Source organism: Ideonella sp. A 288 (genome assembly GCF_002198735.1).
Classification (GTDB): Bacteria; Pseudomonadota; Gammaproteobacteria; order Burkholderiales; family Burkholderiaceae_C; genus Pseudaquabacterium.
Map to the genome: position 1 here is coordinate 72,295 of NZ_MWLO01000139.1, position 23,244 is coordinate 95,538.

16 protein-coding genes are annotated in these 23,244 nt (G+C 69.8%); 3 read left to right on the forward strand and 13 right to left on the reverse strand.

Annotated features, from left to right (window positions below):
• Positions 1-155: 155 nt before the first annotated feature.
• Positions 156-1,739, reverse strand: a complete 1,584-nt coding sequence (locus tag EOINJALH_RS21515; RefSeq protein ID WP_234413973.1) for a DEAD/DEAH box helicase — start codon at positions 1,737-1,739, stop codon at positions 156-158.
• A gap of 343 nt (positions 1,740-2,082) precedes the next feature.
• On the reverse strand, positions 2,083-3,684 hold the full coding sequence (locus tag EOINJALH_RS21520; protein ID WP_088283943.1) for a GMC family oxidoreductase: 1,602 nt from the start codon (positions 3,682-3,684) through the stop codon (positions 2,083-2,085).
• 445 nt (positions 3,685-4,129) lie between these two features.
• On the opposite strand from EOINJALH_RS21520, the gene EOINJALH_RS21525 reads away from it, so the two are divergent.
• Entirely contained in the window at positions 4,130-4,345 is a 216-nt protein-coding gene (locus tag EOINJALH_RS21525) for a cold-shock protein (RefSeq protein ID WP_088283945.1), read from the forward strand.
• An 87-nt stretch (positions 4,346-4,432) separates the two neighbouring features.
• Here EOINJALH_RS21525 and EOINJALH_RS21530 read toward each other — a convergent pair whose 3' ends face one another.
• The 6 genes from EOINJALH_RS21530 to map form a co-directional block, all read right to left on the reverse strand.
• A complete protein-coding gene (locus EOINJALH_RS21530; RefSeq protein ID WP_088283947.1) occupies positions 4,433-5,059 on the reverse strand; it encodes a YitT family protein in 627 nt (208 codons plus the stop codon).
• The gene (locus tag EOINJALH_RS21535) at positions 5,056-5,274 is read right to left on the reverse strand and encodes a DUF2788 domain-containing protein (protein ID WP_088283949.1); all 219 of its coding nucleotides are present in this window, start codon (positions 5,272-5,274) and stop codon (positions 5,056-5,058) included. Before EOINJALH_RS21535 ends, EOINJALH_RS21530 begins: the two co-directional genes overlap by 4 nt.
• 3 nt (positions 5,275-5,277) lie before the next feature.
• Complete coding sequence (locus EOINJALH_RS21540; RefSeq protein WP_088283951.1) at positions 5,278-6,066, reverse strand: DUF2189 domain-containing protein; 789 nt, start codon at positions 6,064-6,066, stop codon at positions 5,278-5,280.
• Positions 6,067-6,261: 195 nt separating this feature from the next.
• Positions 6,262-7,317 carry a tRNA 2-selenouridine(34) synthase MnmH gene (gene mnmH / locus EOINJALH_RS21545; RefSeq protein ID WP_088283953.1) on the reverse strand — a complete coding sequence of 352 codons (1,056 nt, stop codon included), beginning with the start codon at positions 7,315-7,317 and terminating at the stop codon, positions 6,262-6,264.
• A gap of 9 nt (positions 7,318-7,326) precedes the next feature.
• Positions 7,327-9,942: a [protein-PII] uridylyltransferase gene (locus tag EOINJALH_RS21550; protein WP_088283955.1), complete on the reverse strand. Its 2,616-nt coding sequence runs from the start codon at positions 9,940-9,942 to the stop codon at positions 7,327-7,329.
• A gap of 4 nt (positions 9,943-9,946) precedes the next feature.
• On the reverse strand, positions 9,947-10,750 hold the full coding sequence (gene map / locus EOINJALH_RS21555; RefSeq protein ID WP_088283957.1) for a type I methionyl aminopeptidase: 804 nt from the start codon (positions 10,748-10,750) through the stop codon (positions 9,947-9,949).
• Positions 10,751-10,810: 60 nt separating this feature from the next.
• Between map and purL the strand changes: the two genes are divergently transcribed.
• Positions 10,811-14,791, forward strand: coding sequence for a phosphoribosylformylglycinamidine synthase (gene purL, locus EOINJALH_RS21560; RefSeq protein WP_088283959.1), 3,981 nt, complete (start codon positions 10,811-10,813; stop codon positions 14,789-14,791).
• 3 nt (positions 14,792-14,794) lie between these two features.
• Here purL and EOINJALH_RS21565 read toward each other — a convergent pair whose 3' ends face one another.
• A complete protein-coding gene (locus EOINJALH_RS21565) occupies positions 14,795-15,793 on the reverse strand; it encodes an LLM class flavin-dependent oxidoreductase (protein ID WP_088284132.1) in 999 nt (332 codons plus the stop codon).
• Positions 15,794-16,035: 242 nt separating this feature from the next.
• Here EOINJALH_RS21565 and EOINJALH_RS21570 point away from each other — a divergent pair, with 242 nt between their 5' ends.
• Complete coding sequence (locus EOINJALH_RS21570; protein WP_144290122.1) at positions 16,036-16,377, forward strand: hypothetical protein; 342 nt, start codon at positions 16,036-16,038, stop codon at positions 16,375-16,377.
• 90 nt (positions 16,378-16,467) lie between these two features.
• On the opposite strand, the gene EOINJALH_RS21575 is transcribed toward EOINJALH_RS21570, so the two are convergent.
• The 4 genes from EOINJALH_RS21575 to thrH form a co-directional block, all read right to left on the reverse strand.
• On the reverse strand, positions 16,468-19,605 hold the full coding sequence (locus tag EOINJALH_RS21575) for a S8 family serine peptidase (protein WP_088283963.1): 3,138 nt from the start codon (positions 19,603-19,605) through the stop codon (positions 16,468-16,470).
• Between the two features lie 34 nt (positions 19,606-19,639).
• Positions 19,640-20,317 carry an NF038120 family PEP-CTERM protein gene (locus tag EOINJALH_RS21580; protein WP_158219847.1) on the reverse strand — a complete coding sequence of 226 codons (678 nt, stop codon included), beginning with the start codon at positions 20,315-20,317 and terminating at the stop codon, positions 19,640-19,642.
• Positions 20,318-20,566: 249 nt separating this feature from the next.
• Complete coding sequence (locus EOINJALH_RS21585; RefSeq protein ID WP_088283967.1) at positions 20,567-22,528, reverse strand: U32 family peptidase; 1,962 nt, start codon at positions 22,526-22,528, stop codon at positions 20,567-20,569.
• 16 nt (positions 22,529-22,544) lie between these two features.
• Positions 22,545-23,165 (reverse strand): bifunctional phosphoserine phosphatase/homoserine phosphotransferase ThrH, encoded by a 621-nt coding sequence (gene thrH, locus EOINJALH_RS21590; RefSeq protein ID WP_088283969.1) that lies wholly within the window; start codon positions 23,163-23,165, stop codon positions 22,545-22,547.
• Positions 23,166-23,244: the final 79 nt, after the last annotated feature.

Sequence of the window (23,244 nt, forward strand, 5' to 3'; positions counted from 1 at the left end):
ACCGGGCGCCGTCGATGCCGCGGCCGGGTCCCGGAAACGGCGAAGGCGGACATCGAGTCCGCCTTCGGGTGCTTCAGTGGGTGCCGGTGTGACCGAGGCGGTCACCGGGCACCGCCGCAGGCCGTGTCATCGGCCCGCGGTGCGCTACGCGCAGGTCAGCGCGGCGTGCGGCGCGGGCCGAACGCCGGCTTGCCGGCGAATGCGCGCGCGGGCCGGGGGGCACCGCCGCCATGGCCGCGCTCGTACGGCGCACCGGCCGAACGGCTGTCGTCGCGGAAGGCGCCCTGGCCACCGCCGAAGCCGCCGGGGGCACGGTCGCCGTGCGGGCGGTCACCCACCGGGCGGTCGTTGAAGCTGCGCTCGCCGAACTGGCGCTCGCCACCATGGCGATCACCGCCATTGCGATCACCCTGGTAGCCGCCCTTGAAGCCACCCTGCGGGCCGTGGCCGCCACGGCCACCGAAGCTCGGCTTGCCGCGGCCGAAGGCCGGGCGGCTTTCGGTCGGCGTGGGCATCTTCGGCTCGAAGCCGGCCACCACCGCGATGGCGATCGGCTGCGTGGTGAATCGCTCGATGCGGCGGATCATGCCGACGTCGCGGCGCTCGGCCAGCGTGATGGCCAGGCCGGTGCGACCGGCGCGGCCGGTGCGGCCGATGCGGTGCACGTAGTCCTCGGCCTTCATCGGCAGGCCGTAGTTGATGACGTGCGAGATGGTGGGCACGTCGATGCCGCGCGCGGCCACGTCGGTGGCCACCAGGACGCGCAACTGGCCTTGGCGCAGGCCCTGCAGCACGCGATTGCGTCGGCCTTGCGGCATGCCGCCATGCAGCGCCGCGACCGAGTGGCCGATCTCGCCCAGCTTCCAGGCCAGGTCGTCGGCATCGCGCTGGGTGCTGGTGAAGACCAGCGCCTGGTCGACGCCGCGGTCGGTCAGCAATTGCTCGAGCATCGCATGCTTGTGGTGCTGGCTGTCGGCCCAGTGCAGGCGCTGCTCGATCGAGGCGTGGGTGTCGGTGTGGGCGTCGACGCTGACCCGTTGCGGGTCACGCGTCAACTGCTTGGCCAGCTGGCCGACATTGCCGGCGAAGGTGGCCGAGAACATCAGCGTCTGGCGCTTCTCGGGCAGGGCCTTGGCGATGAGGGTGATGTCGTCGATGAAGCCCATGTCGAGCATGCGGTCGGCTTCGTCGAGCACCAGCATCTCGGCCTGCGCCACGATGGCGGCGCCCGAGCCCATCAGGTCGAGCAGGCGGCCGGGGGTGGCGATCAGCACGTCGAGCGGGCCGCGCAGGGCCTTGAGCTGGGCGTGGTACGGCACGCCGCCGACGACGTGCGCCACCCGCAGGCCGGCGACGCCATGGCCGTACACCGTGAAGGCGCGCGAGACCTGCATCGCCAGTTCACGCGTCGGGGCCAGCACCAGCACGCGGGGGCCGGCGACCTGGCCCTTGGCGCGGCGCTTCTCGGGGTCGTTGCGGGCATCGATGATGCGTTGCAGCGCGGGCCACACGAAGGCGGCGGTCTTGCCGCTGCCGGTCTGCGACGAGACCAGCAGGTCCTGGCCGGTGAGGGCCAGCGGCACGGCGCGGGCCTGCACGTCGGTGGGGCTGGGGTAGCCGGTGTGCGTGATGGCGCGCACGATCTCGGGCGCCAGGCCCAGGCTGTCGAAGGACGAGCCGGCAGGGATCTGCTCGGGGGATTGCGCCGGCATCTGGTCGGCGTGGGTATCGAAGCTCATGAAAGTCTTTCACTCGAACGCGCTGCGCCTCGCGGCCCGCATGGGGGCACGACAAGACACAACCGCGGCGCCACGGAACGCGGCCACCGCAGGTGGAGTCGCCATAGGGAGCGGATGACAGCGCGCGAGGAAGGCGCCGACGGGCCCGAACGTCTGGAGCGACGGCATCGCCGCCAACCAGGTGCCGAAACGCGGTGGGTGCCCTGCACTGTGGCAAGGCCCGGCTCGACGAGGGTCAGAGGGGATGAACGAAAACGCTGAGCTACCGGCACACCGGCAGTTCAGCGTTAACCCGGATCATAGCAGAGGACGGCCGAGCGTGCCGGGCGAGAAGTGCGCGTTGTCACGCCGCGCGTGCGGCGGTGCGGACCAGGTCGGCCGCCTTCTCGCCGATCATGATCACCGGCGCGTTGGTGTTGCCGCCCACGATGCGCGGCATGATCGAGGCGTCGACCACGCGCAGCCCCTGCACCCCGTGCACGCGCAACTCGGCATCCACCACGTCGTCGGGGCCAGGCCCCATGCGGCACGACCCCACCGGGTGGTAGATCGTGTCGGCGTACTGACGGATGAACTGGGCGATCTCGGCGTCGCTCCTGGCCTGGGCCGAGGCGCTGAATTCGCGACCACGCAGGCCGTCCAAGGCCGGCTGGCCAAGCACCTGGCGCATCTTCTTGACGCCGACGACCATGCGCTCGAGGTCCTCGGGAGCGCCGAGGAAGTTGGGGTCGATGCGCGGCGCAGCCATCGGATCGGCACTGGCCAGTTGCAGGCTGCCGCGGCTGCGCGGGTGCAACAGGCACACGTGGCACGAGTAGCCGTGGCCGAACACCGTCTTGCGGCCATGGTCCACCAACTTGCCGATGACGAAGTGCAACTGCAGGTCGGGCACCGGCTCGTCGGCGCTGCTGCGCAGGAAGGCCCCGGCCTCGGCGAAGTTGGTCGTCAGCATGCCGCTGCGGCTGCGTCGCCATTCGGCGATGCCGTGGAGCGCCCGCCACGCGCCCGCCAGCGACAGGCCGAACAGGTCTTTCAAGTGCGGGGCATCCACCACCTGCACCACGTCGACGTGGTCGTGCAGGTGCTGGCCGACGCCGGGCAGATCGTGGACGATGGCAATGCCGTGCTGCTTCAGGTGGGCGCCCGGCCCGATGCCGCTGAGCATCAGCAACTGTGGTGATTGCAGCGCGCCGGCGCTGAGCAGCACTTCGCGGCGGGCGCGCACCTGGCGCAGTTCGCCGCCCTGGCGGTATTCGACGCCGACCGCGCGGCGGCCTTCCAACAGCACGCGGGTGGCTTGCGCGTCGGTGATGACCTGCAGGTTCGGTCGCGCCAGTGCGGGCGTCAGGTAGGCCTTGGCAGCACTGCAGCGCTCGCCGTTGCGGTGGGTGACCTGGTAGAGGCCGGCGCCTTCCTGGTCGGGGCCATTGAAGTCGGCGTTCCTCGGCAGGCCGGCCTGCACCGCGGCGTCGACGAACACCGAGGCGAAGCGGTTGGGGCTGCGCAGGTCCATCACGTTCAAGGGCCCACCCACACCATGCAGTGCATCTGCGCCGCGCTCGTTGTGCTCGGAGCGCTTGAAGTAGGGCAGCACCTCGTCGAATGACCAGCCCGGGTTGCCGGCCGCGGCCCAGCCATCGTAGTCGCTGCGTTGGCCGCGCACGTAGATCATCGCGTTGATCGAGCTCGATCCGCCCAGCACCCGCCCGCGGGGCTGGTAGCCGCGGCGCCCGTTCAGGCCCGGCTGCGGTTCGGTCTGGAATCGCCAGTTCATCGCGGCGCCGGCCTTGGCCATCAATGCCAGACCGGCGGGGCAGTGGATCAGCACGCTGTCGTCGCGGCCGCCGGCCTCGATCAGGGCCACGCGCACGGCGGTGTCCTCGCTCAGTCGGGCAGCGAGCACGCAACCCGCCGATCCGCCGCCGATCACCACATAGTCGAACATGCCAGTCTCCAACGATGGCTGCCCGCCGCATGCATGGCGTCCGGGCTCGAAAGCCATCTTATCGACGGGGCCGCCGCGCAGGCGTGAGGCGAAGGGCGCTTAGGTTCGGCGCCCGCCTCTAATCGATCCTGCCGCCGCGGCAACGGCCTGCTGCAGAGGGGCCGAGGGGCCCATGGCGCAGCGGCCGCGGTGCGAATGAGGAGATCTCCCCACGCACGGCCAGCATCTTTGCGCCACGCGAAGACGCGAATGCTGCTACATTCGCATCACAGACATGCACGAGGCCGTTTCCACAAGGTCTTACTCCCGATCCGCCAGAGAGCGCCTTGCGCCCGAAGGCCGGCCTGGTTTGAACTCCCGGTTCGACGTTTCTTGAGTGTCTCTGTCCGCCTGCGGCATGGTGCCGCGTGCGGGTTCATTACTTTTTTCGACAGGGACTCTCAATATGAGCACCACCCAAACTGGCACCGTCAAATGGTTCAACGATGGCAAGGGCTTCGGCTTCATCACCCCCGATGACGGCGCCAAGGACCTCTTCGCCCACTTCAGCGAAATCCGCAACAACGGCGGTTTCCGCAGCCTGGCCGAAAACCAGAAGGTCGAATTCGAAGTGAAGCAAGGCCCGAAGGGCCTGCAAGCCTCGAACATCCGCCCGCTGTAAAGCGCACGGTTCGACAAGAAGCCGCAGCCCGCAAGGGTTGCGGCTTTTTTCATGGCCGCGCACTGGCGATCGCGTGTCCTTGGTCGCTCAGAATGCGGTGTAGCGACCCGGCTTGTGGTTCACGGCCAGTGCGAAGTTCATGGCCAGGGCGCCGGCGATCGACAAGGCCAGGTGGCGCACGTCCAGCCAGGGCACCGAGGCCAGCAGGATGGTCACATCGATGCCCATCTGCATCCAGCCGGCGCGCCAGCCGAAGCGGTCCTGCAGCCACAGCACCAGCACGTTCAGGCCGCCCAGACTGGCGCGGTGCCGGAACAGGATGATGAAGCCGGCCCCAAGGAGCAGACCGCCTCCCAGCGCGGCGAACAGTGGCTCGATGTGGCTCAGGCCGATCCAGCGCGGCATCCATTCGGACAGCAGTGCCAGCAGTGACACCGCGGCAAAGGTCTTGAGCGTGAAGCGCGCGCCCATGCGGCGCCAGGCCAGCCAGTAGAACGGCAGGTTGATCGCGAAGAACAGCGCGCCGAACGGCAGGCCCATCGCGTAGTGCAGCACGAGCGCAATCCCGGCCGTGCCGCCCGTCAGCAGACCCGCCTGGCGGAACAACATCAGTCCGAAGGCCACGAACAAGGTGCCGGTGGCCAGCCCCTGCACATCGTCGAACAGGCTGTGGCGCTGCGGCTCCAGCGCCTGCGCCGCGGGCCCCGGGCTCATTCGACGATGCCGCCGATGAAGTACTTGATCAGGCCCTTCGCGGCGAAGCCGACGAGGCCGAAGCCCAGCGCAAGGAACAGCACGAAGGCGCCGAACTTGCCAGCCTTGGATTCACGCGCCAGCTGGAAGATGATGAAGACCATGTAGAGCATGAACGCGCTGACGCCGAACGTCAGCCCGAACCACGCCACCTGTTCTTCGGTGAATCCGAACATGCGTCAGTCCAGTTCGGCCATCGCCGAGGTGTCCACCAGGTCGCGATAGGCATGCCAGCTGGCGTGCGACAGCCAGGGCGCGATGATCACCAGGCCGAGCAGCGCGGTGGCCATGCCCAACACGGTGAGCACCATCAACAGGCCGGCCCAGAGCGCCAGCGGCAGCGGATGGGCCTGAACCACGCGCCAGCTCGTCAGCACGGCCGCCAGCACGCTGACTCGACGGTCGAGCAGCAGCGGGATGGCCACCACGCTGCTGGCGAACACCGGCGCGGCCAGGAATGCGCCCAGCGCCAGCCAGATCTCGAACAGGTGACCGGTCTCGGCCAGCACCACGACGCGCAGGAAGTCCATCGGACCGCGCACCGGCGCAGGTGCGAAGCCGGTGATCAGGGAAGCCGAGGTCAGCACCCAGCCGGTGCCGGCCAGCGCCAGCAGCAGGCCGAAGACGACCAGCCGGCCATCCCGCGGCTTCCAGGCCGCCAGGGCCACGGCCAGGTCGGCGCGCTGCTGGCGTTCCAGCGCGCGGCTCACGGCGTACAGGCCGGTGGCCAGGATGGGGGCCACCAGCAGGAAGCCGGTGAAGGCACCGGCCAGCAGCCAGAAGTGCTGGTGTGCCACGGCGATCAGCAGGGCGCCAAAGGCCGCCAGCGCCAGGCCATGCAGCAGCCCCGGCAACGGGCAGCGCATCAGATCGGTCCAGCCGCGGGCGAGCCAGCCCAGGGGCCGCAGCATGGGGATGTGTCGCACGCCGAAGCGGCGTGATTCGATCAGGGCAGGGCTTTCGCGCATGAGTCGTCCATGTTGCCCGTTGAGGTGGGCGGTGTGCTTGACAAAGAGCAAGGCCGCTATCCTATGGGGTGCAGCGCCTGCAGGGCCCATGGGGAGGCCGGTTGGATGGCCGGTTCGATGGCCAGCCAGGTGCGTCGGGCGCGGTCGGTGCGTCGGGCCTGGTCGGTTGGGGCCGGCCGGTCAGGCCCCGGGGTGTCATGCCATCAGCGCCCGGGCCGCGGCCAATACCGTGGCCGGCTCGCCATCGGCCAGCGGCACCACGCCCGCCTGGGCATAACCGCTGTAGTGACGGTCCATCGAGCGCTGGTACAGCGGATCGTAGTGATCGCGCATCAGTTGGCCGAAGACGGTGGCCCAGTCGCCCGCCCGGGCCAGCGCCTGCCAGCGGCCGACCGCCTCCTTGCCGCGCAGCACCACCAGCCCGTCGAGCAGGTCGCAGAAGCGTTCGGGCTCGTCCGCGAAGAAGCCGTACTCCTGCAGCAGCAGCGCCACACGCGCCTCGTCGGGCATCTGCACATGCAGCACGCGGCCCTTCGCATGCATGTGCTCGATCAGTGCCTCGGGCACCTGCAGCCGGCCGATCTTGCGGCTCTCGCTCTCGACATAGACCGGGCGCGCCGGGTCCAGCCGCTGCAGCGCGCTCCACAGCAGCGTGTCGAAGCGCTTCTGCGTGGGTTGCGGGTGCCCAGGCACGCCACCGAGGATGGAGCCGCGGTGGCTGGCCAGCGCCTCGAGGTCGAGCACCTGCGCGCCGGCGGTGGCCAGCGCCTGCAGCAGGCGCGTCTTGCCGCTGCCGGTGCGCCCGGCCAGCACGCAGAAGTCGAAGCGGGCCGGCCACTCGCCCAGGTCGGCGCGCACCACCGTGCGGAAGCCCTTGTAGCCGCCCGCCAACCGGGTGCAGCGAAAGCCGATCTGATCGAGGAACCAGGCCAGCGAGCCCGAGCGTTGCCCACCGCGCCAGCAGTACACCAGCGGCTGCCACTCGCGCGGCTTGTCGGCGATCCAGCGGTCGAGGTGGTCGGCGATGTTGCGCCCCACCATCGCGGCACCCACCTTGCGCGCGGCCAGCGGCGAGTCCTGCACATACAGCGTGCCGACGATGCGGCGCTGCTCGTCGTCGAGCACGGGCCAGTTGATGGCGCCGGGCAGGTGGTCGTCGGCGAACTCGGCCGGCGAGCGCGCATCGATGATGGCGTCGTATTGGTCGAGCTCGCGCGCGATGGCCGGGCCGTCGGTGGAGCGCAGGGCCATGGTCGATGTTCAGCGCGGCGCGGCCGCGTCGAGCAGTTCGCTTTCGATCTGCAACTGCGCCCGGGTCTGCTGCAGGGCGGGGCCATCGACGAGGAAGGTGTCCTCCACGCGCTCGCCCAGCGTCGTGACCTTGGCCAGTTGCAGGTTGACGTGGTGACTGGCCAGCACGCGGGCGATGGCGTAGAGCAGGCCGGAGCGGTCGCTGGTGCTCACCGACAGCAGCCAGCGCTGCGCGCGCTCGTCGGGGCGCAGCGAGACGCGGGGCGTGACCGGGAAGGACTTGACCCGGCGCGAGAGGCGGCCGCGGCTGGGCTCGGGCAGCGGGCCGGTGCTGTCCAGCGCCAGCGCCAGCTGCGTTTCGATCAGCGAGATCAGGTCGCGGTAGCCGCTGCTGTCGCCGGCCTCGCAGCTGGGGTGCACCACCTGGAACGTGTCGAGCGCGTAGCCGCTGCGGCTGGTGTGGATCTTGGCGTCCTGGATGGAGAATCCTGCGCCGTCGAAATAGCCGCAGATGCGGGCGAACAGGTCGGGCCGGTCGGGCGAATACACCAGCACTTGCAGGCCATCGCCGACGGGCGATGGGCGGGCACTCACGACCGGCTCGGAGGTCTCGATGTGGCGCCACAGCGAGCGGGCGTGCCAGGCGATCTCGGTGGCGTCGTGGCGGGCGAAGTAGCTCACCTCGAGCGTCTTCCACAGCGGGCCCTCAGTGCCGGGCAGCGCCGAGTGCAGCGCAAGGATCTGGATCGCCTCCTGCTTGCGGGCCTCGAGGTCGGCGACCATGTTGGGCTGGGCGCCGCCCAGCGCGCGCAGCGTGACGCGGTACAGGTCTTCGAGCAGCTTGCCCTTCCAGGCATTCCAGACCTTGGGGCTGGTGCCGCGGATGTCGGCCACGGTGAGCAGGTACAGCGCGGTCAGGCGACGCGGCGTGCCCACCTTGTCGGCAAAGGCGCGCACGACGTCGGCGTCGGACAGGTCTTCCTTCTGCGCGACGGTGCTCATCGTCAGGTGCTGGCGCACCAGGAACTCGATCAGCGATGCGTCGTCGCGATCGATACCATGGTCGCGGCAGAAGTGGCGCACCTCGCGGGCACCGAGCTCGGAATGGTCGCCGCCGCGGCCCTTGGCCACGTCGTGGAACAGTGCCGCCACGTACAGCACCCAGGGCTTGTCCCAGCCGCTGGCCAGTTGCGAGCAGAACGGGTATTCGTGCGCATGCTCGGGGATGAAGAAGCGGCGCACGTTGCGCAGCACCATCAGGATGTGCTGGTCGACCGTGTAGACGTGGAACAGGTCGTGCTGCATGCGCCCGACGATGCGGCGGAACACCCACAGGTAGCGGCCCAGCACCGAGGTCTGGTTGAGCAGCCGCATCGCGTGCGTGATGCCCTGCGGCTGGCGCAGGATGTCCATGAAGGTGGCGCGATTCACCGGGTCGCGGCGGAAGCCGGCGTCCATCAGGTTGCGGGCGTTGTACAGGGCACGCAGCGTGCGCGCCGAAAAGCCCTGGATGCCCGGCGATTGCTCGAAGATCACGAAGGTCTCGAGGATGGCGTGCGGGTCCTGGGTGTACAGATCGTCGCGCGCCACTTCGAGCATGCCGCCACGGTCGAGGAAGCGGTCGTTGATCGGACGCATCGGCGCGGTTTCGCTGGCGTTGATGCGCTCCTCGATGTTGAGCATCAGGATCTGGTTGAGCTGCGTCACCGCCTTGGCCGCCCAGTAGTAGCGGTGCATCAGCACCTCGGACGAACGCTGGGTGCGGCTCGAGGTGTAGCCGATGCTCTCGGCCACCGCGGTCTGCAGGTCGAACACCAGGCGGTCCTCGCGGCGGCCCGCCACGGCATGCAGGCGGGCGCGGATGAGCTGCAGCGTGCCCTCGTTGCGCTGCAGCTGCTTCACCTCGAAGGGCGTGATCAGCCCGGTGGCGGCCAGTTCGCTCCAGCTGCGGCCCAGGCCCGCGGCGCGGGACACCCAGATCACCACCTGCAGGTCGCGCAGGCCGCCCGGGCTTTCCTTGCAGTTGGGCTCGAGGGAGTAGGGCGTGTCCTCGTACTTGGTGTGGCGCTGCCGCATCTCCAGCGTCTTGGCGCGCAGGAAGGCGGCGGGTTCGATGGCGTCTTCCGCGGCGCGGCGAAAGGTGGCGAACAGCCGCTTGGTGCCGCAGACGAAGCGCGCTTCGAGCAGTGCAGTCTGCACGGTGACGTCGGCCCGCGCCTCGGCCACGCATTCGTCCACGGTGCGCACCGACGAGCCCGGTTCCAGGCCGATGTCCCAGCAGGCCGTGATGAAGCCCTCGACCGTGGCGCGCATCGCGTCGTTCGGGGCGCCGTCGGGCAGCAGCACCAGCACGTCGACGTCGCTGTGCGGGTAGAGCTCGCCGCGGCCATAGCCGCCCACGGCCACCAGCGCCGCAGCCGGCGGCATGCCGGCGTTGCGCCACAGTTCGGCCAGCGTGGCATCGACATGCCGGGTGAGCGCACGGATCAGCCGCGTGGCCGCCGGCGCCGAGGCGCGCGACTGCAGGAAATGATCGATCAGCGCGCGCTTGCCGTCGCGGAAGCGTGCCCTCAGCGCTGCAACACTGCCGCCGGCGGTGGCGTCGGGCTGCGTCTGCGCCAACATCGGCTCATGCCCCGGCGAAGGCCGGTGGCTTCGGCGTGCCATCCGACACCGTGAGCACCTCGTAGCCGGTGTCGGTGACGAGCACCGTGTGCTCCCACTGCGCCGACAGCGACCGGTCCTTCGTGACGATGGTCCAGCCATCGCCCAGTTCGCGGATCTCGCGGCGGCCGGCATTGATCATCGGCTCGATGGTGAAGATCATGCCCGGCTGCAACTCTTCCAGCGTGCCGGGCCGGCCGTAGTGCAGCACCTGCGGCTCTTCGTGGAACTTGCGGCCGATGCCATGGCCGCAGAACTCGCGCACGATCGAGAAGCCCTGGGTCTCGGCGAAGGTCTGGATGGCGTGGCCGATGTCGCCGAGGCGGGCCCCCGGCTTCACCTTGACGATGCCCTTCCACATGGCCTCGAAGGTGAGGTTGCACAGCCGGTTGGCGGCGATCGAGCCCTCGCCGACCACGAACATCCGGCTGGAATCGCCGTGCCAGCCGTCCTTGATGACGGTGACATCGATGTTCACGATGTCGCCGTTCTTCAAAGGCCGGTCGTTCGGGATGCCGTGGCAGACCTGGTGGTTGATCGACGTGCAGATCGACTTGGGGTAGGGCGTGTAGCCGGGCGGGGCATAGTTCAGCGGCGCCGGGATGGCCTTCTGCACGTGCACGATGTGGTCGTGGCAGAGCTTGTCCAGGTGGTCGGTGGTGACGCCCGGCTTGACGTGCTCGGCCAGCATGTCCAGCACCTCGGACGTGAGGCGGCCGGCGATGCGCATGCCGTCGATGTCGGCGGCGGTCTTGAGGGAGATCGGCATGGGGCGAAATTATCCCACCTCAACCTAAAATCCCTGGTTTGCCCTCGGAACGTGTCGCCCATGCCGCCTGTCGCCCCACATCTGATGCATTTCGAGGGTGGCCGAGCGCTGTCCGATTTCCGTGCCCGCGCGCTGCTGCCGGCCCTGCAGGCGGTGAGCCCGCGCATCGTCGGCCTCAGCGCGCGCCATGTGCACTGGGTGTGGACCGACCAGGCCCCCGACGTCGACAAGCTGGCCGGGCTGCTGCGCTATGGCGAGCCCTTCACGGGCGGCGACGAGGGCACGCTGGTGGTGGTGATGCCCCGGCTGGGCACCGTGTCACCCTGGGCCAGCAAGGCGACCGACATTGCCCGCAACTGCGGCGCCGCGGTGCACCGCGTCGAACGCGTCACCGAGTACCGCCTGCAGCTCAAGACCGGCCTGCTCGGCGGCGCCGGCAAGCCGCTGGCGGCCGACGAATGGCAGGCCTGCGCGGCGCTGCTGCACGACCGCATGACCGAGAGCGTGGCGGCCGAGCGCGAGGCCGCGCGCCACCTCTTCGATGCGCAGCAGGCGCCGCCGCTCGAGCATGTCGACGTGCTGGGCCAGGGCCGTGACGCGCTGCGGCGCGCCGACGCCGAGTTCGGCCTCGCGCTGTCGGACGACGAGATCGACTACCTGGTGGACGCCTTCACCCGGCTCGGGCGCAACCCCAGCGACGTCGAGCTGATGATGTTCGCCCAGGCCAACAGCGAGCATTGCCGCCACAAGATCTTCAATGCCGACTTCACGATCGACGGCGAGCGCCAGCCGCTGTCGATGTTCGGCATGATCCGCCACACCGAGAAGACCTCGCCACAGCACAGCATCGTGGCCTACAGCGACAACTCGGCGGTGATGGAGGGCGGCCCGATCGAGCGCTGGCTGCCCCAGGGCTTCACCAACGCGCCGGCCTACGGCGCCCGCGCCGAGGTGGCGCACGTGCTGATGAAGGTGGAGACGCACAACCACCCCACGGCCATCTCGCCGTTTGCCGGCGCGGCCACCGGCGCCGGCGGCGAGATCCGCGACGAGGGCGCCACCGGCCGCGGCGCGCGGCCCAAGGCGGGGCTCACGGGCTTTTCGGTGTCCAGCCTGCAACTGCCCGGCCTGGCCGCCCCCTGGGAGGCCCAGGCCGCCGGCCGGCCCGGCCACATCGCCAGCCCGCTGCAGATCATGATCGACGGGCCCCTCGGCGGCGCGGCATTCAACAACGAGTTCGGCCGGCCCAACCTGGGCGGCTACTTCCGCGTCTTCGAGCAACCGGTGGCGGGCGTGCACCGCGGCTACCACAAGCCGATCATGATCGCCGGCGGCATGGGCACCATCAGCGCCGGCCAGACCCACAAGCTGCCCTTCGGCGCCGGCACGCTGCTGGTGCAGTTGGGCGGGCCGGGCATGCGCATCGGCATGGGCGGCGGCGCGGCCAGTTCGATGGCCGCCGGCACCAACACCGCGGCGCTCGACTTCGACTCGGTGCAGCGCGGCAACCCCGAGATCCAACGCCGCGCGCAGGAGGTCATCAACCACTGCTGGGCGCTGGGCGGGGCCAACCCGGTGCTGGCCATCCACGACGTGGGTGCAGGCGGCATCAGCAACGCCTTCCCCGAACTGGTGGACGGGGCCGGCAAGGGCGCCCGCTTCGACCTGCGCAAGGTGCCGCTGGAGGAAACCGGCCTGGCGCCGAAGGAGGCCTGGTGCAACGAGAGCCAGGAGCGCTACGTGCTGGCCGTGAACCCCGATCTGCTGCCCTTGTTCGAGCAGATGTGCGCCCGCGAGCGCTGCCCCTTCGCCATCGTCGGCGTGACCACCGACGAGCGTGAGCTGATCCTCGAGGACGGCCCCGGCGGCGACCGCCCGATCGACATGCCGATGGACGTGCTGCTGGGCAAGCCGCCGAAGATGCACCGCGACGTCAGGCGCGTGGCGCGCACCGAGAAGCCGCTCGATCTCAACGGCGTGCGACTCGACACCGTGGCCTTCGACGTGCTGCGCCACCCCACCGTGGCCAGCAAGCGCTTCCTGCTGACCATCGGCGACCGCACCGTGGGTGGCCTGAGCCACCGCGACCCGATGGTTGGCCCCTGGCAGGTGCCGGTGGCCGACTGCGCGGTGACGCTGGCCGACCACCGCGGCTTCCGTGGCGAGGCGATGGCCATGGGCGAGCGCACGCCGCTGGCCGCGCTGGATGCGCCGGCCTCGGGCCGCATGGCGGTGGGCGAGGCCGTGACCAACCTGCTGGCCGCGCCCATCGAGCTGTCGCGCATCAAGCTCAGCGCCAACTGGATGGCCGCCTGCGGCGAGCCCGGCGAGGACGCCGCGCTGTACGACACCGTGCGCGCGGTCGGCCTCGAGCTGTGCCCGGCGCTGGGCATCGGCATCCCGGTGGGCAAGGACAGCCTGTCGATGCGCACCCGGTGGACCGAGGGCGGGCAGAGCCGCCAGGTTACCGCGCCGGTGAGCCTGATCGTCACCGCCTTTGCCAGCCTGGACGACGTGCGCGGCACGCTGACGCCGCAACTGCAGCCTGGCGATACCAGCCTGATCCTGGTCGACCTGGGCCAGGGCCGGCACCGCATGGCCGGCTCGATGCTGGCGCAGGTGCTGGGCCAGTTTGGCGACGTGGTGCCCGACCTGGACGAGCCGGCACAGCTGAAGGCGCTGGCCGCGGCGCTGCAGCAGTTGCGCGCCGACGGCCACCTGCTGGCCTACCACGACCGCAGCGACGGCGGTCTGTGGGCCGCGGTGTGCGAGATGGCTTTCGCCGGGCATGTGGGCGTGAGCCTCAACGTCGACCTGCTGGTGACCGAGGGCGACGGCATCGCCGACAGCCGCGCCGAATATGGCGACACCAAGAACTGGGCCACGCAGGTGAGCGAGCGGCGCAACCAGCTGATGCTCGAGGCGCTGTTCAACGAGGAACTCGGCGTGGTGCTGCAGGTGCCGCGCGGCGCCCGCGACGCCACGATGGCGGTGCTGCGCCAGCATGGGCTCAGCCGCCACAGCCACGTGGTCGGCCGCACCAACGACAAGGCGCTGGTCGAGGTGTGGCGCGATGCGAAGCCGCAGTTCAGCGCGCCGCTGCGCGATCTGCAGCAGGCCTGGGACGAGGTCAGCTGGCGCATCGCGCGCCTGCGCGACAACCCCGACGGGGCCGACAGCGAGCATGCCGCCGCGGGCGCCGAGGCCGACCCCGGCCTGCACGTGCACCTGAGCTTCGACCCCGTCGACGACGTGGCCGCGCCCTTCGTCCACACCGCCCGACCGCGGGTGGCGATCTTGCGCGAGCAAGGCGTCAACTCGCACGTCGAGATGAGCTACGCGCTGGCCCAGGCCGGCTTCGAGACCTTCGACGTGCACATGACCGACCTGCAGTCGGGGCGCACCAGGCTCGACCAGTTCACCGGCCTGGTGGCCTGCGGGGGCTTCAGCTACGGCGACACGCTGGGCGCCGGCGAAGGCTGGGCCCGCTCGATCCTGTTCAACCCGGCGCTGGCCGAGCAGTTCTCGGCCTACTTTGCCCGGCCGGGCAGCTTCGCACTGGGCGTGTGCAACGGTTGCCAGATGATGGCGGCGCTGGCCCCGATCATCCCGGGGGCGCAGGCCTGGCCGCGCTTCGTCACCAACCGCAGCGAGCGCTTCGAGGCGCGTCTGAGCCTGGTCGAGGTGCTCGACTCGCCGTCGATCTTCTTCCAGGGCATGGCCGGCAGCCGCCTGCCGATCGCGGTGGCCCACGGCGAAGGCTTTGCCGACTTCTCGCAGCGCGGCGATGCGGCCACGGTGCACCGGGCGATGCGCTTCGTCGACCACCACGGCCAGGCCACCGAGGCCTACCCGCTCAACCCCAACGGCAGCCCCGGCGGCCTGACGGCGGTGACCACGGCCGACGGCCGCTTCACCGCACTCATGCCGCACCCCGAGCGGGTGTTCCGCAACATCCAGATGAGCTGGACCTCGGGCGATGCCTCGGCGCACAGCCCTTGGATGCGCATGTTCGGCAACGCTCGGCGTTGGGTGGGCTGATCCTCAGGACGCCCCGGCCAGCTGCGACAGCAGTTCGTAGGAGCGCAGCCGCGCGGCGTGGGAATGCACGGCGCAGGCGACGATCAGTTCGTCGGCCTGCGTGGCCTGGACGATGTCGGCCAGCTGCCGGTGCACCGTGTCGGGCGAGCCCACGGCGGTGGCGGTGAGCATGCGCTGCACGGCGGCCTTCTCGTGCGGGCTCCACATCGCGTCCATCTCGGCGGGCGTCACCGGCCTCGGCAGCGGCCCGCGCACGCCGCGCTGCATGCCCAGGAAGCGCTGCTGCAGCGAGGTGAAGGCCTGGGCGGCCGCGTCGTCGTTGTCGGCGACGATGACGTTCACGCCGACCATGGCGTGGGGCTTGGGCCAGTCTGCCGACGGGCGGTAGGTGGCGCGGTAGACCTCCAGCGCCTGCATCAGCTGCTCGGGCGCGAAGTGCGACGCGAACGCGTAGGGCATGCCCAGGTAGGCCGCGAGCTGCGCACCGTACAGGCTGGACCCCAGGATCCAGATCGGCACCTTGGTGCCCGCGCCCGGGATCGCACGCACCGCCTGACCGGGTTGCGCCTCGGCGAGGTAGGCCTGGAGTTCGAGCACGTCGTTCGGAAAGCTGTCTTCGTTGCCCGGCGTCATCTGTCGGCGCAGGGCGCGCGCGGTCATCTGGTCGGTACCCGGCGCGCGGCCCAGGCCCAGGTCGATGCGGCCGGGGTACAGCGTGGCCAGCGTGCCGAAGGCCTCGGCCACCACCAGCGGCGCATGGTTGGGCAGCATCACGCCGCCCGAGCCGACGCGGATGCGGCGGGTGCCGCCGGCCACGTGGCCGATCAGCACCGCGGTGGCCGAGCAGGCCACGCCGTCCATGTTGTGATGCTCGGCGAGCCAGTAGCGGTGGTAGCCCCAGGCCTCGGCATGTTGCGCGAGATCGAGTGTGTGGCGCAGCGATTCGGCGGCATCGCTGCCTTCGACGATGGGCGCCAGATCGAGGACGGACAATGGGATCATGGGCTGAATGATGCCTTGCCGTGGCGCCGCGCGGGCGCCGGTGGGCATCGCCGGTCGATCATCGAAAGGACAGAGCCATGCCACACCGTTCAGACACCCCGTGCGATGCCGATCGACGCGCAGCGAGTCGACCTTCGTGCGGCGACCGGGCCCTCGCCGGAGTCCGCATCCTGTGTGTCACGCTGCTGGTCTCTGCCTGCCAGGCCCAGACGCCGCCCGGCCCCCCAACGGGCGAGCCCGCGGTGTCGAGGGCGGCCACGGTGAAGGCCAGTCTCGAGCTCGAGGCGGCGCAGCGCCGCCGCATCGAGGCCGAGATCGGCGACGCGGCCTGCACCAGCGATGCCCAGTGCAGGACCCTGCCGATCGGCGCCCGCTCGTGCGGCGGCCCGGAAAGCTGGATGGCCTGGTCTGTGGCCTCCGGCAAGGCCGATGTGCTGAAGGCGCTGGCCGACGATCTGGCCGTGATGCAGCGGCAGCGCAATGAGCGCTTCGGCATCATGTCGACCTGCCAGGTGATCCCCGATCCTGGTGCGGTGTGCCGCGATCGGCGTTGTGTGCTGCGGCCTCGGCCTCTGGCCAACTGATTTGGTGCTGAATGGACAACGGGCCACGCATGCGTGGCCCGTTGGGAAAGACGACGACCGGCCCGACAGGCCGGCCGGTGCCGGACAGGTTCAGCGTTCGGCCAACTTGGCAGCCTTCTGCATGCCTTTGCTGCTGCTGGCCGGGGCCGGAGTCAAGACGGCCGCGCTATCGATGTACAGCGCGGTGCTTCCCACAGGCGTGCTGGCACCGTCGAGGAACTGCACCGTGGTGAAGTAGCGCTGACCAGCGGCCACCGCCCAGGAGAATGCCACCGAGCCAGTGCCCGCGGTGACCACCGTCGCCGGGGTGCTGACGCGCAGCGTGTTGGCCAATCCCTTGCCCGGGGCCACGACCCAACTGGACAGGGTGTAGTTCGAGCTGGTGGCATTGGTTCCATCGGGATTCTTGCGGCTCGTGCCGAAGCCGATGACGCAGACCCAGTACTTGCCTGCGGCAGGCGAGGCGATGCTCACCGTTTCATCTGCTGTGGTGCCACCGCTGCTGCCAACCAGCGTGGCCGTGGCCAGCGTGGCCCCGCGGTAGACCTCGAGGTCGAGGTCGTCATCACCGTTGCCGGTGGTTTCTCCGTCGAACAGCGCAATGCGCAAGGCAGTGGCGCCCGCCGGTACGTCGAACGAGGCTGTGCAGTTGTCGGCACCGAAGTTCACCGATCCTCCCGTGCGCGTGGACGGCACCAAGCCGACAGTGCTCGAACGCAGCGTGCCGTCATAACCCGTGCCCACTGTGAAGATGTGGCTCGCGCGCAGACGTCTGTCGGCGATGATCGCTGGCGCGGCCAGTGACAGCGGCTTCAGCGTCAACGGGCTGCGAACCGTGCTGCTGCCATCGCTCCAGTCGAGGTTGCCGAAGCCCCAGGCGCCGAGCGGTGCATTCGTGCGCTGCGCGGTGAGTGTGAAGCTACCACTGCCGCCGGCAGGAAGGGCCAGCGTAGCGGGCGACACCGAGACCGAGAAGCCGGGCATCGTGACCGATGCCGTATAGCTGGCCGGATTGGCGCTCACGTTGGTGACCGTGCGGCGGAATGTCTGGCGCCCCACCACTTCGGAGGTCAAGGAGGCCAGGTTCAGATCCCACGGCGCGATGAAGCCGAAGGCATTGCACAGGGCGCCGGTCGGGTTGACCAGGCCTTGTCCGCACAGGAAGGCCGCGTAGTCCGGGAAGCCCGCGTCGTAGACCAGGCCCACGCCGGCCGCGGCGTTCGGGTTGGCATGGCCGGCTCCATAGCCGAATCGATCGGTGTCGGGTGCGCCATTGCCCAGCTTCACGCCGGTGGCCGTGGTCATCAGTGCCGACTTGATGGCGGCTGGCGACCACGACGGCTTGGCCTGCTTCAGCAGTGCGGCCATGCCGGCGATGTGCGGGCTGGACATCGACGTGCCCTGCAGGTAGTTGAAGGACGGCGCCGGGTAGTTGCCCAAGGCGATCTGGGCATCGGTCTGGGCGGCATTGGCCAGTGGCGGCGCGTACGCGGCCAGGATGTTCACGCCAGGCGCCGTGATGTCCGGCTTAAGGATGTTGGGATTGGCCAGGTTCGGGCCACGCGAGGAGAAGGCAGCCATCTGCGGGGCGATCACGCTCGGGTCGAGCACCGAGCCGCTGAGGCTGGCTGTGCCGGCGCCGCCAGCGGCATAGGTCCGGACGGTCGTGCGGAACAGGTGAGACAGGTGGACCGTCGGCACGAAATGCGCGTCATCGTTGAGCGTGTTGGCGGCCGTGTTGATCACGATCGTGCCTGCGCCGCCGGCCTCCTTCGTGGCGAGGCTCTTGTTGACGCGGGCGTTGGCGCCGCGGTCGCAGACGACGATCTTGCCGGCGACCTTTGCCGGGTCGAGGGCGGCGGCCGGGCCGGCGGCTGCGCCCAGCAGCGTGGCGTCGGCCAGGTCGGCGTTGGAGAAGCACAGCCGCAGCGCAGCCTGTTGCAGCGCAGTCAGACCGGCGAGCGGCGTGACGCCTGCCTCGGTCGACAGGATCAGCGACTTGCTGGGCAGACCGGCGGCTTGCAGGGAGGGGCCGGTGAAGGTGCTGCCGTTGCCAAGCGTGACGGTGGCGACGTTCAGGCGATCGTGCGTGGACGCGGCCACTGTCGTGAGCCAGGGGCTCATGTGCGCCACGGTGTTGCCCGGGCCTTCGTTGCCGGCCGAGGCCGCCACGAAGACGCCCGCATCCGCGGCAAAGAGGAAGGCCACTTCGACGCTGTCAACGAAGTTGGTGCGCGTTCCGCTGATGGAGAAGTTGATGACATCCACGCCGTCGGCGACCGCGGCGTCGATGGCGGCGACGCTGTCGCTCGAGAAGCAGGTGGCCAACGCCGAGCCGTTGTAGAGCCAGCAGACCTTGTAGGCCGCGATGCGGGCCCGCGGCGCCATGCCGCTGATGATGCCGCTGGGCGAGCCGTTGACCACCGACTCGACACCGGCGTTGCCGCCAGCAGTGGAGGCGGTGTGGGTGCCGTGGCCGTCGGCGTCGCGCGGCGACAGGAACTCGACTGACTGGCGTGTGCGCCCCGACTGGTCGAAGCCGGCATGGAAGTGGCGCGCGCCGATCAGCTTGTTGTTGCAGGCGCTGGCCGGGAACCCGGGACCGGTCTGGCAGGTGCCGGCCCAGGGGCGGCTGTTGATGATCGGGTTGTAGACGACGGTGCCCGGCAGGTGGCTGGATACGGGCTTGCCGGCGCCGTCGACCTTGTCGGAGAACGCCGGATTTTCGGGCGTGATGCCGCCATCGACGATGCCGATGATCACGTTCTCGCCGGTGACGCCGTTGGTATGCAGCCCACCCGATCCGGTGAGGCCCAGGAACCCTGGCGTGCGGCTGGTGTCGACCGTGCGGGGCGTGTCCTCGGACACGGCCGCCACGCCGGCATTGGCTTTGAGCTTGGCGACGTCGGTGTCGGTCAGTAGTGCCGTGAAGCCGTTGAACGCCACGCTGTAACGGTGCGTGACCGGCACGTTGCCCAGCGAAGCCAGCACGGTGGACTGGCGGCCGCTCAGGTAGTTGCGATAGGCCAGCACGTTGGCCGCACGTGCATTGAACTTCTGGCCCAGCACCGGCCTGGTCGCGGCATAGCCCTGCACCGAGCCGGTGTAGCCGGCAGCGGGCTGGTCAACCAGCTGCACGATATAGGACTTGCGCGCGGCCTGCTGCGCACTGGCGGCACCCGCGGCCATCAACAGTGCGGCGGCCCAGATCCATGGGGTTTTCGTCATCGATTCTTCTCCTCCTGCGTTGTGCGCAGCGGGGTTATCGGGCAGAGCGGCGGCGGGTGAACGCCAGGCCGCCCAGACTCAGGGCCACCAGCCACAGGGCCGATGGTTCGGGGATCGTCAGCGACAGGTTGTCGATCGCGAACTGCAGGTCGTTGAACAGGTAGCCGGCGGCATCGAAGTCGACACCGCTGCGCACGCAGTCGGCTCCGATGAAGACGCAGGCCCCCAGGGTCATTGAACGGAGCAGCGGCGAACCCGGGAGGCCGTAGCTGCTGAACACGAAGTCACCGGGAACGCCCGGAGCCTCGAGCAGCGAGAGCGTGGTTTCGATCAAGCCACCGTCCCACAGCGTGCCGACCAGCTTCAGTCCCATCGGTGAGTTGGCGAAGATGCCCGCCGGCGTTGGCAGCGGGAAGAACGAGGCGTCGAGGGCGTCGATCGAGAAGGCGCGCTGCGTCGTGATGGTGACTTCCGCACCATTGAGGGCCGTGAGGTAGACGCTGAGGAAGTTGTTGCGGATGCAGGATTCGCCGAGCGCTGGCGCGCAGGATGAAAGATCGACGATGGCGTCGCTGCCCGTCGGAGTGAAGGTCACGCCCGATTCGGTGTACGAGGCGTCGGGCTGGCCCGGTCCGACCACGGTCAGGGGCGGCGCTGACTCGAAGTCGACGAGCGCCGCCGAGGCGATCGTCGGTACGGCGGTGGCGGCCAACAGCGCGGCGCTTGTGAGGCACCTGGCCCAGGAGGGGTTGAACATGGAGCTAGCCCTTTCGTCGGATGGAGGAGACGGCAGCCGGGCGGTGGGCCCGGATCGCACGACTGTGGAATGCGGCCTGCGGTCGATTCGGGATGTCCGAAACGACCGGTACTGCGCCACGAACAGGGTAGCAACATCGGGGCCTGCCACACCACCCTGAATGCCCTGTGTTGGCCCCCTCGAACGAGGGGGCTCCCCCGCGATTCAGGCGGGAGGACGCGCGCGGTAGAACTGCAGCGGCTGCTCGACCACCTGCTGCAGCACATTGCGGCGCAGCCGCCCGACCACATGCATCTCGCAGGGCTTGCAGTCGAAGCGCAGCGTGAGCGTGTCGTCGCCGTGCGTCAGGGTCAGCGGCTCGGCGCGCAGGGTGCCCTGCACGCCGGTCACGCCCTTGGCCTGCTTGGGGCACAGGCTCAGCGAGTAACGCACACAGTGCTTCGTGATCATCAGGCTGGCTTCGCCCAGGGTCTCGTGGCTTTCGTAGGCCGACTCGATGACCCTCACGCCATGGCGGGCATAGAAGTCTCGCGCCCGGTGGTTGTACACGTTGGCCAGGTAGCTGAGCGTGTCGTCGGGATACCGCACCGGCGGGTCCACCGCTGTCGCGCGCGGCAGCCGCTCGAACGCGGCTGCACGCGCGCTCTCGAGGGCGGCCACCGCGTCACGCCGCAGGCCGTTGACGGCCGCGGCCGGCAGGAACCAGGCCTGCGAGGTGGCGATGTCCAGCTCCCGCGCCTCGAACACGGTGGCGCCGAGCTTGCCCAGCGCGTCGCGCAGCGCGGCCTCGGCGCGCGCCGCGTCGCGTGCTGGTGTCAACGGCAGGTGGGCTTCGGCCTGGCCGACGTGGCCGTCCTCGTCGGTCAGCGTCAGCAGCAGGCCGTCGGGCAGTTCGTCCAGGCGCAGGTCCACCGCGAGGCGGCGCTCGGCGGTCTTGCGGTCCATCGCGCGGTCCCAGGCCATGTCGCGGTTGCGGTGCACGGCGGTGTGCCGGCGCAAGTCGTGCAGGTCGGCCATCGGCTCGTTGGGCCACACCCGCCACTGACGTGCGGCGGCGTCCAGCGCCTTGGCCACGTTCACCTGCACGCCGTTGAGTTCGCCCTGCAGGTCCCACCAGGTCAGGCCGTCGCCGTTGGCCAGGGCCTCGGTGCCATCGGCCAGCACCACGTCGAAGTGGTCGGTGCCGCAGCGCAGCACCTCGCCCACCGCCAGGCCGGCGTGCTTGGGCGTGTCGAAGGCGCCGATGTCCTCGAGGCGGCCATTGACGAAGTAGTCGGTGGCGCCACGGTTGAAGTTGCGCGCCGGGTCGGGCGTGAAGAAGAAGGTGCAGCGGCCCGACGAGGCCCGGTGCAGGCCCGGCGCACCGTCGAGCAGGTCGTCGACCAGGCGGCGGTAGTGGGCGGTGACGTTCTTGACGTAGCCGAGGTCCTTGTAGCGGCCCTCGATCTTGAAGCTGCGGATGCCGGCGTCGACCAGCGCGCGCAGGTTGTCGCTCTGGTTGTTGTCCTTCAGCGAGAGCACGTGCTTGTCGTGGGCCACGATGCGCCCCTGCGCGTCGGTCACCGTGTAGGGCAGCCGGCATTCCTGCGAGCAGTTGCCGCGGTTGGCGCTGCGGCCGGTGTGGGCATGGCTGATGAAGCACTGCCCGCTGTAGGCCACGCACAGCGCGCCGTGGATGAAGAACTCGAGCGTGGCCTGCTGCACCTGCGCGGCCACCGCGCGGATCTGCGGCAGCGACAGCTCGCGCGCCAGCACCATCTGCGAGAAGCCCACGTCCTGCAGGAAGCGCGCCTTCTCGGGCGTGCGGATGTCGGTCTGCGTGCTGGCATGCAACTGCAGCGGCGGCAGGTCGAGTTCGAGCAGGCCCATGTCCTGCACGATCAGCGCATCGGCACCGGCCTCGTGCAGCTGCCAGGCCAGCCGGCGGGCGGGTTCGAGCTCGTCGTCGCGCAGGATGGTGTTGAGCGTGACGAAGATGCGCGCGCCGTAGCGGTGGGCATGCCGGCACAGCCGCTCGATGTCGGCCACCGTGTTGCCGGCATTGGCGCGGGCGCCGAAGTCGGGGCCGCCGATGTACACCGCGTCGGCGCCGTGGTCGACCGCGGCAATGCCGATGTCGGCGTCGCGCGCCGGGGCCAGCAGTTCGATCGCCTGGCGCGAGGCCATGGCCGCGTGCCGCCCGTCAGGCCGCGGCCAGCAGCCTCGCCGCGGCGCCGTCGATCGACGCCTTCAGCTCGGCATAGCTGCGGTTCACCGGGAACTGCGGGAACTGCGCGACGATGCTTTCGGGCGGGTGGATGAAGAAGCCGGCGTCGGCCGCGCCCAGCATGCCGGTGTCGTTGTACGAGTCGCCGGCCGCGATGACCTGGAAGTTCAGGCCCTTCAGCGCATTGACGGCATGGGCCTTCTGGTTGGGCTGGCGCAGCTTGTAGTCGGCCACGAAGCCGGCCGCGTCGATCACCAGCTTGTGGCAGAACAGCGTGGGCCTGCCCAGCTGCCGCATCATCGGGTCGGCGAACTCGTAGAACGTGTCCGACAGGATGATCACCTGGAAGCGCGAGCGCAGGTCGTCGAGGAAGGCCTTGGCGCCGTCCATCGGCGCCATGCCGCCGATCACGTCCTGGATGTCGGCCAGCTTGAGCTTGTGCTGGGCCAGCAGGCCGATGCGGAAGCGCATCAGCTTGTCGTAGTCCGGCTCGTCGCGGGTGGTGCGCATGAACTCGGCGATGCCGGTGCGCTTGGAGAATTCGATCCAGATCTCGGGGATCAGCACGCCTTCGAGGTCGAGGCAGACGACTTGCATGGGGGCTCCAGGTGCAGCCGGCGGCCGGGCCGGTGCTTCGGGCGCGGATCGTAACGCACCGCGCCCGGCGCGGCCCGCT

Coding starts and splice junctions, on each gene's coding strand:
- thrH (WP_088283969.1), bottom strand. CDS start 23,165: ATGCAAGTCGTCTGCCTCGACCTCGAAGGCGTGCTGATCCCCGAGATC.
- EOINJALH_RS21550 (WP_088283955.1), bottom strand. CDS start 9,942: ATGTTGGCGCAGACGCAGCCCGACGCCACCGCCGGCGGCAGTGTTGCA.
- mnmH (WP_088283953.1), bottom strand. CDS start 7,317: ATGGCCCTGCGCTCCACCGACGGCCCGGCCATCGCGCGCGAGCTCGAC.
- purL (WP_088283959.1), top strand. CDS start 10,811: ATGCCGCCTGTCGCCCCACATCTGATGCATTTCGAGGGTGGCCGAGCG.
- EOINJALH_RS21565 (WP_088284132.1), bottom strand. CDS start 15,793: ATGATCCCATTGTCCGTCCTCGATCTGGCGCCCATCGTCGAAGGCAGC.
- EOINJALH_RS21530 (WP_088283947.1), bottom strand. CDS start 5,059: ATGAGCCCGGGGCCCGCGGCGCAGGCGCTGGAGCCGCAGCGCCACAGC.
- EOINJALH_RS21540 (WP_088283951.1), bottom strand. CDS start 6,066: ATGCGCGAAAGCCCTGCCCTGATCGAATCACGCCGCTTCGGCGTGCGA.
- EOINJALH_RS21575 (WP_088283963.1), bottom strand. CDS start 19,605: ATGACGAAAACCCCATGGATCTGGGCCGCCGCACTGTTGATGGCCGCG.
- EOINJALH_RS21525 (WP_088283945.1), top strand. CDS start 4,130: ATGAGCACCACCCAAACTGGCACCGTCAAATGGTTCAACGATGGCAAG.
- EOINJALH_RS21515 (WP_234413973.1), bottom strand. CDS start 1,739: ATGAGCTTCGATACCCACGCCGACCAGATGCCGGCGCAATCCCCCGAG.
- EOINJALH_RS21585 (WP_088283967.1), bottom strand. CDS start 22,528: ATGGCCTCGCGCCAGGCGATCGAACTGCTGGCCCCGGCGCGCGACGCC.
- EOINJALH_RS21520 (WP_088283943.1), bottom strand. CDS start 3,684: ATGTTCGACTATGTGGTGATCGGCGGCGGATCGGCGGGTTGCGTGCTC.
- EOINJALH_RS21535 (WP_088283949.1), bottom strand. CDS start 5,274: ATGTTCGGATTCACCGAAGAACAGGTGGCGTGGTTCGGGCTGACGTTC.
- map (WP_088283957.1), bottom strand. CDS start 10,750: ATGCCGATCTCCCTCAAGACCGCCGCCGACATCGACGGCATGCGCATC.